13 protein-coding genes are annotated in these 13,985 nt (G+C 67.0%); 8 read left to right on the forward strand and 5 right to left on the reverse strand.

From position 1 onward, the window contains the following. Window positions 1-112: 112 nt before the first annotated feature. The 3 genes from thiH to thiS form a co-directional block, all read right to left on the reverse strand. Window positions 113-1,234, reverse strand: coding sequence for a 2-iminoacetate synthase ThiH (thiH, locus tag Q0K12_RS06645; RefSeq protein ID WP_297261262.1), 1,122 nt, complete (start codon window positions 1,232-1,234; stop codon window positions 113-115). A gap of 15 nt (window positions 1,235-1,249) precedes the next feature. Continuing rightward, window positions 1,250-2,020 (reverse strand): thiazole synthase, encoded by a 771-nt coding sequence (locus tag Q0K12_RS06650; RefSeq protein ID WP_297261264.1) that lies wholly within the window; start codon window positions 2,018-2,020, stop codon window positions 1,250-1,252. Window positions 2,021-2,155: 135 nt separating this feature from the next. Then, the gene (gene thiS / locus Q0K12_RS06655; RefSeq protein WP_297261267.1) at window positions 2,156-2,356 is read right to left on the reverse strand and encodes a sulfur carrier protein ThiS; all 201 of its coding nucleotides are present in this window, start codon (window positions 2,354-2,356) and stop codon (window positions 2,156-2,158) included. Between the two features lie 448 nt (window positions 2,357-2,804). On the opposite strand from thiS, the gene Q0K12_RS06660 reads away from it, so the two are divergent. The 6 genes from Q0K12_RS06660 to Q0K12_RS06685 are packed head-to-tail and all read left to right on the forward strand — an operon-like array spanning window position 2,805 to window position 9,000. Then, the gene (locus Q0K12_RS06660) at window positions 2,805-4,526 is read left to right on the forward strand and encodes a DEAD/DEAH box helicase (protein WP_297261269.1); all 1,722 of its coding nucleotides are present in this window, start codon (window positions 2,805-2,807) and stop codon (window positions 4,524-4,526) included. A gap of 12 nt (window positions 4,527-4,538) precedes the next feature. Further along, window positions 4,539-5,012 (forward strand): hypothetical protein, encoded by a 474-nt coding sequence (locus tag Q0K12_RS06665; protein ID WP_297261271.1) that lies wholly within the window; start codon window positions 4,539-4,541, stop codon window positions 5,010-5,012. 2 nt (window positions 5,013-5,014) lie between these two features. Continuing rightward, on the forward strand, window positions 5,015-6,025 hold the full coding sequence (gene ribF, locus Q0K12_RS06670) for a riboflavin biosynthesis protein RibF (RefSeq protein WP_297261273.1): 1,011 nt from the start codon (window positions 5,015-5,017) through the stop codon (window positions 6,023-6,025). Beyond that, window positions 6,022-6,834, forward strand: a complete 813-nt coding sequence (locus Q0K12_RS06675; protein ID WP_297261276.1) for a histidinol-phosphatase — start codon at window positions 6,022-6,024, stop codon at window positions 6,832-6,834. The genes ribF and Q0K12_RS06675 overlap by 4 nt, the downstream gene beginning before the upstream one ends. Before the next feature lie 37 nt (window positions 6,835-6,871). Next, window positions 6,872-8,167 (forward strand): glycosyltransferase family 2 protein, encoded by a 1,296-nt coding sequence (locus Q0K12_RS06680; protein WP_297261278.1) that lies wholly within the window; start codon window positions 6,872-6,874, stop codon window positions 8,165-8,167. 5 nt (window positions 8,168-8,172) lie between these two features. Further along, window positions 8,173-9,000, forward strand: a complete 828-nt coding sequence (locus Q0K12_RS06685) for a glycosyltransferase (RefSeq protein ID WP_297261280.1) — start codon at window positions 8,173-8,175, stop codon at window positions 8,998-9,000. Window positions 9,001-9,490: 490 nt separating this feature from the next. On the opposite strand, the gene Q0K12_RS06690 is transcribed toward Q0K12_RS06685, so the two are convergent. Both Q0K12_RS06690 and Q0K12_RS06695 read right to left on the reverse strand, forming a co-directional pair. Beyond that, window positions 9,491-10,897, reverse strand: a complete 1,407-nt coding sequence (locus Q0K12_RS06690; RefSeq protein ID WP_297261282.1) for an L-serine ammonia-lyase — start codon at window positions 10,895-10,897, stop codon at window positions 9,491-9,493. Between the two features lie 83 nt (window positions 10,898-10,980). Beyond that, window positions 10,981-12,087, reverse strand: coding sequence for a radical SAM protein (locus tag Q0K12_RS06695; protein ID WP_297261284.1), 1,107 nt, complete (start codon window positions 12,085-12,087; stop codon window positions 10,981-10,983). A 147-nt stretch (window positions 12,088-12,234) separates the two neighbouring features. Here Q0K12_RS06695 and Q0K12_RS06700 point away from each other — a divergent pair, with 147 nt between their 5' ends. Both Q0K12_RS06700 and Q0K12_RS06705 read left to right on the forward strand, forming a co-directional pair. Next, a complete protein-coding gene (locus tag Q0K12_RS06700) occupies window positions 12,235-12,522 on the forward strand; it encodes an integration host factor subunit alpha (RefSeq protein WP_297261286.1) in 288 nt (95 codons plus the stop codon). Between the two features lie 16 nt (window positions 12,523-12,538). After that, window positions 12,539-13,954 carry a tetratricopeptide repeat protein gene (locus Q0K12_RS06705; RefSeq protein WP_297261288.1) on the forward strand — a complete coding sequence of 472 codons (1,416 nt, stop codon included), beginning with the start codon at window positions 12,539-12,541 and terminating at the stop codon, window positions 13,952-13,954. Window positions 13,955-13,985: the final 31 nt, after the last annotated feature.

Below are 13,985 nucleotides of genomic sequence, written 5' to 3' on the forward strand. Positions count from 1 at the left end.
CGTACCACCAACCTCCACCCCGTCACCACCCGACCCTTCCCCCCGCAACAAAAAGGGCCCCCGCGCCGCAAGGGGCGACGCGGGGGCCGGTGCATAAGGGCGGGTGTGTTGGTCAGGCGTGGGTGCTGGTGGGGTCTTCCCAGTCCTTGATGACGGCCTGATAGCCGATGCCGGCCAGGGCGGCGGTCATTTCTTCCACGCTGCGATGGTCGGTGATGTCGAACTGACCGGAATTGTCGGCCTCGGTGGCGCGGCCGCCCACGGCGGTGGACACGCCGGCGGAGACGCGGGTCACGCCCAGCGGGATGAGGTGGTCACGCATGAAGGCGCTCTCGCGGCTGGAACAGGTGATGCCGGAGCGCGGCAGGAAGCAGCGCATGGCCGTGATGTACTGCACGAACTGCCGGTCGCCCACGGCGTGGGGGATGTCGAAGCTCCCTTCATGCGAGCAGATGCGCGGGATGGAGACGCCCACGTCCACCCCGGGATAGTGCCGCATGAGCCACCAGGCATGCAGGCCGGTGCAGAAAGCGTCCTGGATGAACTCGTCAAGGCCGAGCAGCGCGCCCACGCCGAGGGAGCGCATGCCCGCGCGGGCCGCCCGTTCGGGCGCGTTGAGCCGGAAGGAGTAATCCTTCTTGGGCCCGGCCGGATGCAGCCAGTCATAGAGTTCGGGATTATAGGTCTCCTGGAACATGGTCATGCTGTCCACGCCGGCGTCGATGAGCAGGCGGTACTCGTCCTCGGTCAGGGAGTAGACCTCCACCCCGACGGAAGCGAACATGGGCTTGATGCGGCGGGCGGCATCGGCGATGTACTGGGGGGAGGACAGCTTGCGCGCGTCGCCGGTGAGCAGCAGGATGTGCTGCAGGCCCATATCGGCGATGACGCGGGCCTCGGCTTCGATCTCGTCCATGTTCAGATGACGCCGGGGCTGGGTATTCTTGGCGTTGAACCCGCAGTAGCGGCACTGGTTGGTGCAGACGTCCGAGATGTAGAGCGGCGTGAAGAGGTTCACGGCCCGGCCGAAGTAGCGCAGGGTCAGCTCATGGGCGCGCTGGGCCAGATCTTCCAGATGCGGCGCGGCCGCCGGGGAGAGCAGCACGAGGAAGTCCTCGGGCTGGAGGGTATCCTTGCGCAGGGCGGCGAGCACCTGTTCTTCCGTGGCGTTCTCGGCGATACGGGCGCGCCGTTCACGCGGCCATTTTGCCAGATATTGTTCAAAATTTTCCATGACGGCACCCCCGGTCTAGCGCAGGAAGCCGGTGAGCGGCGAAGAGGCTTCGGCGGCTTCGCCGGGCGCCTTGACGGCTCCGGCCCCGGCCAGCCAGGCATTGCGGCCCGCTTCCACCGCGGCGCGGAAGGCGGCCGCCATGCGCACCGGATCGGCGGAAGAGGCGATGGCCGTATTGACGAGGCAGGCCGCCGCGCCCATTTCCATAGCCTCGCAGGCCTGGGAGGGACGCCCGATGCCCGCGTCCACCACGATCGGCACATCCAGTTCGTCGATGAGGATGCCGATCATCTCCTTGGTGCGCAGGCCGCGATTGGTGCCGATGGGCGCGCCGAGAGGCATGACGGCGGCGGCGCCGGCATCCACGCAGGCGCGGGCCACATAGAGGTCGGGATTGATGTAGGGCAGGACGGTAAAGCCTTCCTTGACCAGCGCCTCGGTGGCCTTGGCCGTTTCGTAGCCGTCGGGCAGGAGGTGGCGCACATCGGAGATGACCTCGATCTTGATCCAGTCGCCGCAGCCGGCGGCGCGGGCCAGACGGGCCAGACGCACGGCCTCTTCGGCGGTGCGGGCGCCGGAGGTGTTGGGCAGGAGGCGCATGGTCTTGGGGATATGGGGCACGATGCCCTGCTGGCCCTTTTCCACGCGGCGCATGGCCACGGTGATCACTTCCGCGCCGCTGGCCTCGCACACGGCGGGGATGAGGTTGTCCGCGCTGTATTTGCCCGTTCCGATGAAAAGACGGCTCTTCAGTTCCACGCCGCCAAGGATGAATTTGTCTTCCACTGTCTTTACTCCGTTGCCCCGCAGCAATCCTGCGCCCCTGCGGGCACATCAGCCGGCCGTCATCCCGTGCGGGAGGACATGGCGGCCCCGCCGCCTCACGACGGCTGCATTTTCCTCTTGCCAGCCGGACGGAGGCTAACCGCCTCCCACGAACTGCACCAGCTCCAGCACGTCCCCCGCCGCAAGCCGCGTTGCGTCAAAGGCGGCGGCTGGAACTATCTCGCCGTTGCGCTCCACCACGACCACCGCCGGATCATGGCCGCGCCGGCGCAGCAGTTCCGCCACGCTGAGCCCTTCGGCATAATCGCCCTTTTCTCCATTGACCGTAAGCTGCATGACGTCTCCTCCCGGCCGGCTCCCCGCCCGGAAGGGCATACAGGGCAGCCTTTGCCGAAAAAAAGCCTTTTGACGTTACACAGAACAACGCCGCCGCGGCCCGCCTCCTGGGGCGGCGTCCGCGACAGCCCAAAAAAATACCCGCATCCAGTCACTGGAAGCGGGCGACACCAGACCCGGAACGGGTCGCCAGCTTCCCTTCGTCAGCACTATCTGCTTCAGGTGCAGGAACATGCATCCGCATGTCCTAGGGGTCAGGGCGCTTACACCCTTTCTCAGCCGTCAAGTGGGCTCCCCCAGCCGGAATGGGTGTACGATAGGCCCGGCGTGCGGCAATTGCAAGTTTTTTTTCACAGGGGACGTCCGCACGGCGGCTTGCGAAGCAGGCCCATCTGTGCCATACAGAGCGGTGCACTTCTTACCAACTGCGCCCTGCGCCGAGAAATCCATGTCCGAACTGCAACACGATGCCGACCACGGCGCGCCTGCCGGGGACGTCGCCGCCCTGATCGAGGAACACATTTCCGTCATTGAACCGGAGGACGCCCTGCCGCGCGTCAGCCTGGAAGAGCTGCCGGAGCCCATGCGCGCCGCCTGCGGGCGAGCGGGCTGGACCAGCCTCATGCCCGTGCAGTCCCTGGCTCTGCCCTACCTTATGGAAGGGCGGGACATCATGGTGCAGTCGCGCACCGGCAGCGGCAAGACGGGCGCGTACCTGCTGCCCCTCCTGCCGCGGCTCGACGCGGAAAGGAAGGTGGCGCAGGCCCTTGTGCTCGTGCCCACGCGCGAGCTGGCCGTGCAGGTGGAACACGAGGCCCGCACGCTCTTTGCCGAGACCGGCATCCGCCCGGCGGCGGTCTACGGCGGCGTGGGCTACAAGAAGCAGATGGACGCCCTGCGCGACGGCGCGCAGCTTATCGTGGGCACGCCCGGCCGCGTGCTGGACCACCTGCTCCGGCGCACGCTCACGCTGGACGATCTGCGCCTGCTGGTCTTCGACGAGGCGGACAGGATGCTCTCCATCGGGTTTTATCCCGACATGAAGGAAGTGCAGCGCTACCTGCCCCGCCGCCGTGTGCATACCTGCATGTTCTCGGCCACCTATCCGCCGCATGTGCTGCGCCTGGCCGGAGAGTTCATGGACGCCCCGGCCATGCTTTCCCTCTCGCGCAAGGAAGTGCATGTGGCCGAAGTGCAGCATCTGTTCTGCGCCTGCCGCCCCATGGAGAAGGACAGGCTGCTCGTGCGCCTGCTGGAAACGGAAAACCCGGCTTCCGCCATCATTTTTTGCAACACCAAGGCCAATGTGCACTATGTGACCAGCGTCCTGCAGGGCTTCGGCTACTGCGCGGACGAGCTCTCGGCCGACCTTTCCCAGAGCCGCCGTGAAGCCGTGCTGGACAAGATCCGGCGCGGCGCGCTGCAGTATCTCGTAGCTACGGACGTGGCGGCGCGCGGCATCGACATCCCCGCGCTGTCCCACGTCTTCCTTTACGAACCGCCGGAGGATCACGAGAGCTACATCCACCGTGCCGGACGCACGGGCCGCGCCGGCGCGGCGGGGACCGTCATCTCGCTGGTGGACGTCATGCAGCGCATGGAGCTGGAACGCATCGCCCGGCACTTCAAGATCAGCCTTACGGAGCTGCCCGCCCCCACGGATGACGACGTGGCCGCCGTGGCCGGGGCCCGCCTGCTGACCGAGCTGGAGGCCCGCTTCCGCAAGCTCAACGGACTGGAACGCCTGCGCGTCGCCCGTTACGCCCCGCTGGTGCGCAGCCTGACGGCACAGGACGACGGCGGGGACGGCGAGCTCATGCTTGCCATGCTGCTGGATGCCTGTCACCAGCAGAGCCTGCGGGAGAGCCGCTTCCCCGAGGGGCTGCCGGAACAGCGCGCCAGCGGCGAAGGCAAATCCGGCCGCTCGCGGCGCAAGCGTTCCTCCCGCCGGGAACGGGAAGAAAGGGACGGCGCGGAGGCGAACCGCCGGGATGGCGTCGTGGACGAGGCCGCCCCCCGGACGGAAGCCGACGAAACGCCGTCCGACGTCGCCGCCGAAGGCGCGCGGAAGTCGCGCCGCCGTTCCGGACGCCGGCGTCGCGGACGCGGCGGCAATGGCCAGACGGCTGACGCCCCTGCGGAGACGGCTTCCGCCGGACAGGAAGAATAAGGCGGAACGGCGATGGCACAGGCGGCAGACGCGGCAACCCATCAAAACTTCGTGCAGGAGGCGCTGGACAATTTCGCCGTCCTGCTGGACGATACCGATTTCACGGCGCACCTGCACCTCATGGGCGTGGGGCGGCTGCATTTCACCCGCCGCAAGCAGCTCCTGCTGGAATGGCGCGGGCTCTATGTGGCGCTCTGGCGGCTGGCGCTGGGACGGTCCTTCCCGCAGGATGCCGACGCCATGCTGGAAGCCTTCCGTCGTTCCTACCGGGAGCGGCACAGGGACAAGCAGACGCCGCTGATGCTGGAACGCGCGGAACAGTACTGGGACATGATGCGCGTCACCAAAGAGAGCGACTTCACGGAAGTCGCCCGCCACTTCTGTTCCTTCTGCCAGATGACCGAAAAGGACACCCGTTCCCTGCAGCTCAAGCTCGTGCTCATCATCCGCAAAGCCTATACCGACATTTTCCGGCGCCTCATCTGACCATGTCCGCAGCAGCCCCCTCGCCTTCGTCCGCCTCCGGCGCCGCCGGGACGCGTCCGCCCGCCGCCCTGACCATCGGCAATTTCGACGGCGTGCATCTGGGCCATCAGGCCCTCATCCGGCGCACCTGCGCCGTGGCCCGCGCCGCGGGAGAACGCTGCCTCGTGCTGACTTTCTGGCCGCACCCGCGCGCCGTGCTGGGCAATGGTCAGGCCCCGCCGCCCCTGACCAGCCGCGAAGAGCGCCGCCGCCGCATCCTTGCCCTGGGCGTGGACGAGCTGCTGGAGCTCCCCTTCACCCCGGCGCTGGCCATCACCGCACCTGAAGAGTTCATCCGTCAACAGCTCATGCCGCTCAATGTGCATGACCTGCTCATCGGTCATGACTTTTCGCTGGGCAGAGGACGCAGCGGCGGGCCCGATGTCCTGCGCGGCCTGGGCGAAAAATACCGTTTCGGCGTGGAACAGCTGGAGCCCGTGCTCCATCTGGGCAGCATCATCAGCTCCTCCCGCATCCGCCGCTGCATCGCCGAAGGGGATGTGGAGACGGCGGCGGCTCTGCTGGGCGCGTACCACAGCTGCGAAGGTCCCATTGCCCACGGCATGGGACGCGGCACGGGACTGGGCTTTCCCACGGCCAATATGACCCTGCCGGACACCCTGCTGCCGCCGCCCGGCGTCTACGCCACCCTGGCGCGCGTGGACGGCCTGCCCGGCGTACGGCAGGCCGTGACCAACATCGGCCACAATCCCACGTTTGGCGGCGCGGCCCTCAGCGTGGAAAGCTTTCTGCTCGATGCTCACGGCGATCTTTACGGGCGGATGCTGCGTCTGGAATTCGTGGCCCGCCTGCGCGAGGAGCGTCGCTTTGACGGCCCGGATGCGCTCATGCGGCAGATCGGACAGGATGTGGCGCTGGCGCGCCGCCTGCTGGCTGCCGCCCGGACGGCGGCAGACGGGATATCCCTTCAACCCTGCCCGGCGTCCTGCGGCGCCCCTGCGGAGGAAGCATGATTCTTGCGGACCTGCACACCCATACCAAGGTTTCCCACGGCGTGGCCAGCGCGGAGGAGATGTACGCCGCCGCCCGCGACGCCGGTCTGGAATATCTGGGCATCTCCGAGCACAGCCCGCTCCCGCCCGGCTTTTCCTGCCGTCTCTATCAGGAGCATTTCGAACGGGATTTCCCCGCCCTCTGTGACGAGGTGCTGGCCCTCAAGCAGCGGGGCGGCTCCCCGCAGGTGCTGCTGGGCATCGAACTGGACTGGATCCCGTCCAATCTCCCGTACATGCGCGAACTGCTGGCCAGCAAGCCCTTTGACTACGTCATCGGTTCGCTCCACTTCCTGGGGGAGATGTCCATCGGCTTCAATGCCAACTGGGACTGCCCCGTGGAGGAAGCCTTCCGCCGCTTCGAGGCCTATTACATGGCCATGGCGGAAATGGCCCGCAGCGGCCTTGTCCACATCGCCTCACATCCCGACTTCATCAAGCTGCACTGCTTCGACCTTTTTCAGGAGTGGCTCTATCAGCCCATGAGCCGCCTGCCCATCATGGAGGCCATGCAGGCGCTGCGTCAGAACAATGTGCTGCTGGAAGTCTCTTCCGCCGGTCTGCGGCAGCCGTTCTGCGAGCCCTACCCCGGCCCCATGATCATGGACATCGCCGCCCGCGAGGACGTCCGCATCATGCTGGCCTCGGATGCGCACCGGACGGAGGACGTCGCCGGTCAGTTCGACGAGCTCGCCCGCTATGCCCGCAGCTACGGCTATCGGGAAAGCGGCATCGTGGTGGGCGGGGAACGCCGCTTCCTGCCCTTCTGATCCGCCGGCCGGCCCGGGCGGCACTGGGAGCTGAACCATGATCTCTGTCCTTATCCCCGTCTACAACAACTGGGATCTGACCCGCGCCTGTCTGGAGGCCCTCGCGGCCAGTACCGCGGGCGAGGAGACGGAAGTCCTCGTCGTGGACAACGCCTCCACGGACGCGACGCCCCAGGCCTGTCCGGCGCTGGGCCGCAGTCTGTTCGGCGAACGTTTCCGCTATCTGCCGCAGCCGGTCAACCGCAACTTTGCCGGGGCCAACAATATCGCCGCGGCGGAAGCCCGGGGCGACTGGCTCTTCCTGCTCAACAACGACACCCTTCCCCGGCCGGGCTGGGCGGCTCCGCTGCTGCGCGCCTTCGACGAGGACCCGCAGCTCGGCGCGGCCGGCCCCCTGCTGCTCTATCCCCCTGACAGCAGGGGTCTGCACAGGGTGCAGCATCTCGGCGTCGTCCTCTCGCTGCGGCACCGGATCAGCCATCTTTACGAATATCTGCCCGAACATCATCCCGTCGTCACGCGACCCCGCCGTCTGCAGATCATCACCGGAGCCGCCATGCTCATCCCCCGGCGGCGTTATCTTGCGCTGGGCGGGCTGGATGAAGGCTTCGTCAACGGTTTTGAAGACGTGGAGTTCTGCGCGCGCCTTTGCCGGGAGGGGCTGCACCAGCGCGTCATCCCTGAAGCGCGCATCATCCATCTGGCCGGCCAGAGCGAAGGCCGCCGGGACAAGGAGAAGGACAACAGCAGCCGCTGCTTCACCTTGTGCGGCCATCTGCTGCAGCTCGACGAGATGCGCCAGTGGCGGGCCGACGGCTACCAGCCGGAAGTCTCGCCCTGGATGACCCTTGAACCGGGCCTGACGCCGGCAAGCCGGGTCCGCCTGCTGCAACAGGCCCGGAAGGGCCCTGCCGCCCTGGCTGAGGCCGCGCAAAGCGAACCGCTCTGGCTGGAAGGCCAGCTCATGCTGGCCCGGCATCAGGAAGCGCAGCGGCAGAACAGCGACGCCATGTACACCCTGACCATGGCCGCCCATTTCTACAGCACGCCGGATGCCATCCTGCCTCTTCTGGACTTTGTGGGCCGGGTGGCCGCGGACGAAAAACGAGGCATGGAGCTCCTGCGGGAAGAACTGCGGGACTACGTGGTCACGCCGGAACTGCGGGAAGCCGCGCTCAGGGAACTGCATGCCGAGCTGCTCGCCGCCGGGGAGCCCGAGCTCGCCCGGCAGGTGGAAGCCCTGCAGCAGGATGCCCCGAACTTTTTCAGCCGTCAGTACCGCCTTCTTGAAGCGGCGCTGCGTACCGGCAGCGCCATGCCGCATGGGGAGTGAAGAGCATGAAAGTCGTCTTTTGTACGGATGACCGGCCGCGTTATCTGACCCTGCTCAAGGTTGCCGTGCGTTCGCTGCGGCATGTGATGGGGCAGGATGCCCCCTGCCTCTGCGTCTATGCCGGCGACAATGGCGCGACGCTGGATCTGCTGGCGCGGGAGCGCATCCCGGTCGCCCGCTACACGCCGCGCCTCCGCTTTGACGAAGCCGGCGAGCATGTCCGCGCCTCCCGGGGCTGCTTCCTCAAGCTGGAGCTGGCCTTGGTGCCGGAGCTTGCCGAGGATGACTACGCGCTCTACTGCGATACGGACGTCATGTTCCTTCGCCCCCTGGACGAACTGTTCGCCCTGCGTCCTTCCTACATGGCCATGGCCCGGGAATACACGGCCCCCTTCTATCACGAGTACGACAAGCTGACGTACGATCTGGACGGCCGGACCTACACCGTGCCCATGCCCTTCCCCATCTGGACGTTCTCCAGCGGGGTCACGCTCTTCAATCTGGCCCGCCTGCGGCGTCTGCGGCTCATCGACCACTTCCTGGCCTTCAGTCAGCAAAACCTCGACCGCATCGGCAACCTCGACCAATCCCTGCTCAACTACTATTTCGGCAAACGCATCACCCGCCTTGACGATCGCTGGAACCGGCCCCCCTATCATGCGGATTGCCATGCCACGGCCCACATCGTCCATTTCCACGGCCCCAAACCCTGGGAAGGGAAGACCGGACAGCAATGGGCGCGGGAGCTGGCCATCAACGACTTTGACTGCATGAGCCGCATGTGGGCGGAGTGGCTGTCCCCGGAGGAACGTTCCGCCACCAGCTACGTTTAGGGCCTGTTGACGCTATTCGTTGCCTGTTTTGGGGGAAGGGGAATCCCTCGCTCTGCTGTCGATGTCCGTAAGGCTCCTTCGTCGCCTGACGGACACGGCCTTCGGCCGCCTTTCGGTCGCGCTCTGCTGTCGATGTCCGTAAGGCTCCTGCGTCGCCTGACGGACACGGCCTTCGGCCGCCTTTCGGTCGCGCTCTGCTGTCGATGTCCGTAAGGCTCCTGCGTCGCCTGACGGACACAGCCCTACGGGCCGCTGCCTGCGAATGTGGAATTGCTCCAAAGCGTTCCACCTTTGAAAAAGGTGAAACGCGAGGCGGCGGCACAGCGCCCCGCGGGCCAAACCAAGCGGAAAGACCGCGTTTTTTCCGCAAAACGACAGGCCGTATGGTTTGAAACGCAAAGCGTTTCAAACGGGAAATGCTCTCATGACGAGGGCCGTTGCCAAAGGCAACGGCCCGGATGGGGGAAGGAAGGGGGGGAAGGAGAGATGCTCAGCATTCCACGATGCTGACCGCAAGACCGCCTTCGCTGGTCTCCTTGAACTTCGCGCTCATCTCGCGGCCCGTCTCGCCCATGGCCATGATGGCGGCATCCAGCGAGACAAGATGATGTGCGCTCTCCTCGCAGGTGGCCAGCAATGAGGCGTTATACGCCTTGATGGCCCCCACGGCGTTGCGTTCGATGCAGGGGACCTGCACATAGCCGCCCACAGGGTCGCAGGTCAGGCCCAGGTGATGTTCCAGAGCCACTTCCGCCGCGTTTTCCACCACGGTGGCGGCATTGCCGCGGGCATGGGTCAGCATGGCCGCGCCCATGGCCGAGGCGACGCCGATCTCGCCCTGACAGCCCACCTCCGCGCCGGCGATGCCCGCGTTATGTTTGGCCAGGAAGCCCACGGCCGCCGAGGCGAGCAGCCCCTCGCGCAAGGCCCGCTCCCCGATGTTGAGGTCCTGCCGCATGGCGTAGAGCAGCGCCGGCATGACCCCGGCCGCGCCGCAGGTGGGCGCGGTGACGATGACCCCGCCGGAGGCGTTCTCCTCGGCCACGGCAAAGGCATAGGCATTGAGCTTGCCCAGGAAGCGGTCCACCATGTAGGGCAGCGCGGCGGCCCGCTCCAGCAGGGCTCCGGCCTTGCGCCAGACGCCCAGCGTGCCCGGCAGACGGCCGCTGCCCCTGAGGCCGCGCCGTACGCTGTCGTACATGGCGTCCATCATGTCGTCCAGCCGTTCCAAAATGGCCGGTCGGGACATGCCGGTAATGGCGGTCTCGTTCTCCAAAATGAGCTCGTGCAGGGTCAGGCCCGTCTCATTGAGGCAGCGGTGCAGCTCCCGCATGGTGCCGTAGGGATGTACGGGGCGTCCGCGCTCGGGCGGCGTCCAGCCTTTCCACTGGATGAAGCCCCCGCCCACGGAATAGTATTCCCGCCCGAAGATCTCCCGGTCCGCCGCGTCGCGCAGCGAACAGCGCAGGGTATTGCTGAACGGCGCATCATGCTGCACCGGGCCGAAATGGATGTCCGCAAGGCCAAGGGAAAGCTCCCTGCCGCCAAGCCGCAGAGCATGCCGCGCCTGAGGATCCCGCCGCAGGGAGGGCAGCACTTCCGGCGAGCAGCTCTCCGGCCGGCTGCCCAGCAAACCGGCCAGGACCGCCGTATCGGTGCCGTGGCCCCTGCCCGTGGCGCTCAGCGACCCCAGCAGCGTCACCTGCAGGCTGGCGGCACGGGCCAGTTCGTCCGCGGGCAGCGCGGCGCAACACGCCATGAAGTCGCTGCCGGCCTTCATGGGGCCGATGGTATGCGAACTCGACGGCCCGGGCCCGACCTTGAAGAAGTCGAAGAGCGTCGTATCGATGGGGGGACGGCGCGGAACGAGCGGTTCGGCGGGCTGGGGCTGCGTCATGGACACCTCTCCGGCGCAAGGTCGGCTGCGGTAGGGATTTTTACGTTCTTCCACGCTAGCCGGGGGAAAGCCGCCGCGTCAAATCAAAATCCCTCATGCGGGGTTGCAGCATCGTCATGCGCCGCTCCGTCGAGACGCACGATCCGGATCTCCTCCCGCCCGTCATGGAAACGCACTCGCCCGTCCGTGATGCCCAGCGCAGCCCAACGCGGCACAAGTTCGCCCGCATGTCCCCGATACATGCCCTGCAAACGGCGGGGCAGCTCCAGCCCCACAGGCGCGTCCGCCGCCGGATGTCCTCCGGCGCGGGCCTGCGCGAGGACGTCCGCCACCTGCCGCCAGAGGCTGCGGGCCTGCACCCGGGCCCCCAGCGCCGGATGCCGCGGCCCGGCCAGCACGCCGCCGCTCAGGCCCGCTTCCGGGGCAAGCCCCATGCGGATGACCGGCACGCCGGCCCGCTGCGCCAGCGTGAAGCCCTCCGCCAGCACGTCGAGCACCGTCTCCAGCGACCACGGCCGGAAACGCCCGGCCCGCCAGAGCGCCGCCAGTTTCGTGCCTTCCAGCACGAGACAGGGATAGAAGCGCAGACAGACCGCTCCCAGCTCCAGCGCCAGCCGCACATCTTCCAAAAACTGCTCCGGTCGGGAACCGGGCATGCCCGGCATGAGCTGCACGCCGGGGCGCATCCCCGCCGCGCGCACCGCCGCGCAGGCCTCGCGCGCCGTCCTGCCGTCATAGCCCCGGCGGCTCTGGCGCAGGGGGGCATCGGCAAAACTCTGGATGCCCAGCTCCACGCAGGCGCAGCCCGCCTCCCGCAAGGCCGCAAGCCTGTCCGGCGGCAGGCTGTCGGGCCGGGTGGAGCAGCGCAGCCCGGCAATGAGCCCCTGGCGCAGGGCCGTACGGGCAAAATGGAGACAGGCGGCATAAGCTTCGGGAGGCTGCGCCGTGAACGTGCCCCCGTAAAAGGCCAGTTCCGGCGCGGGGAGTCCGCCCCGGGCCCGCTCCCGCAACAGATGCGCCGCCTCGTCCAGGGCCGCATCCACCCGCCGGGGAGCGCAACCGGTCTGCAGCTCCTGCGCGCAGAAGACGCAACGTACGGGACAGCCGGAAAACGGCAGGAACACCGGAAAAACAGGCGAATGGGCCCCAGGCTCCGGCCAGTGGAGGATGGCGATGCGGGAAGATCTCATGGCAGCAGGACAGAAGTGAGGAGAGCAGGGGCGCAAACGGGGACCGAGGGGCCCGGAAAACAAGAAAAGCCTTGCCTCACGCGCCTTTTTGGCATAATTTATCGGAAAAGATTTTCATTGTGAAGCTGCCTGTTTTTCGAGGTTTTCATGAAGAAGACATTGACCAAAGCGGACATCATAGAACGGATCTACGAAAGTACCGACAAGAACCGCGTCGACGTAAAAAATGTGGTGGAAAAACTGCTGCATATCATGAAAGACGCCATCAAGAAGGATCGCGCTCTGCTCATCAGCGGTTTCGGCAAGTTCGAGTCCTATGACAAGGCCTCCCGCCGCGGCCGCAACCCGCAGACGGACGAAGCCATCACCCTGCCGCCCAGACGTGTCGTGGTCTTCCGGCTTTCCCGGAAATTTCGGGCAGAGATCAACTCCTGACAGGCAGGGCGTTCCCATGACGGGTCTTTTGAGGTATGCGCGCCGTAAGGCGCGCATCATTATTTGTGGTCGGCAGGCCCTGCGCATCGGTGGTTACGGTCTGTGCCTCATGGCGGCGCTGTGTCCCGGCCTTGCCGCCGGCGCCGATGTCGCGGCCGCCGCTCAGCCCATTTCCCGCCCGCAGGTGCAGACGCCGCAAGTGCAGACGCCGAAGGTCCAGCCCCCGGCGGCCCCCGTGGCGCCGCAACCGGCCGGCGGGCAGGCGCGCGGCCCGCAGCCGCCGGACTATTCCGTCCCGGCTCCGGCGCAGCCCATGCCGGCCCTGGGCGGAGGCGGGAGCAAGACATCCGGAGCCGCGCCCGCGCCCGTCAGCTCCGCGCCAGCCGCCACCCCCGCCGCTGCCGCGGCGGCCGCCGCCCCTGCGGAAAGCGCCGAGGAGCGCAACCGCAAAGCGCTGGATGCCTATGCCCGCGGGGAATATCATCAGGCGCTGCGCCTTTGGCAGCCTGCCGCCGATGCCGGCGATCCGCAGGCCATGAACAATCTGGGCGTGCTCTATGACAAGGGCCTCGGCGTGGAGCCCGACGTGGGCCGCGCGCTGCACTGGTACGCCAAATCCGCCGAGGCGGGCCATCCGTCCGGCATGTGCAATTTCGGCCGCATGCTGGAGCAGGGGCGCGGCATCCCCCCGGACCCCGTGGAAGCGGCGCGCTGGTTCGATCTTGCCGCACGCAAGGGCCAGCCGGAAGCCCAGTACAATCTGGGCATGCTCTACGAGCAGGGGCATGGCGTGGGCAGGGACGATGCCGCTGCCGCCGCCTGGTACAGCCGGGCCGCCGCCGCCAACCAGCCCAACGCGCTGGCGCGGCTGGGGCACTTCTACCGTGAAGGGCGCGTGGTGAAGAAGAACCTGGAAAGCGCCACCCTGCTGCTCTACGGGGCGGCCATGCAGGGCAATACGGCCGCCATGAAGGAGCTGGAAGACATGGCCGACACCAGCGCCGAGCGCGCCAAGAACGCCGTGCTCTTCGGGCTGCGTCTGGACGGGGCCGACAGGGCCGCCATGCGGACCGCGCTCAAGCAGGCCGCCGCCGTGCCGGAGCGGGAAAAAGACGGCTACATCTGCGATGTCTACAAAGGGGGAAAGCTCATCCCCGGCGCGGATCAGATGGCCATGTGCTACGGGCCCGGAGAACGTCAGCCGCTGGCTTTCGTTTCCATCGACTATCCCGCCCCCGACGCCACCTTCGGGAAACGGGTCAGGGAAATGGCGGAGCAACGCTTCGGCAAGCCCGATGCCGTGGAAGGAGACATGTCCTGCCTCTGGAACCTCGGCAAGGTGCTCGTCGCCGTGCAGTACATGCCCGAAAAGAAAATCGCCAGTCTGATGTATATGATTCCGCGCGTATACTACTTGACGCAGGGGCACTGAATCTGAGAGTCTAAGGATTGGCGGGCAAACA

The organism is uncultured Desulfovibrio sp. (assembly GCF_944324525.1).
Taxonomy (GTDB): Bacteria; Desulfobacterota; Desulfovibrionia; order Desulfovibrionales; family Desulfovibrionaceae; genus Desulfovibrio.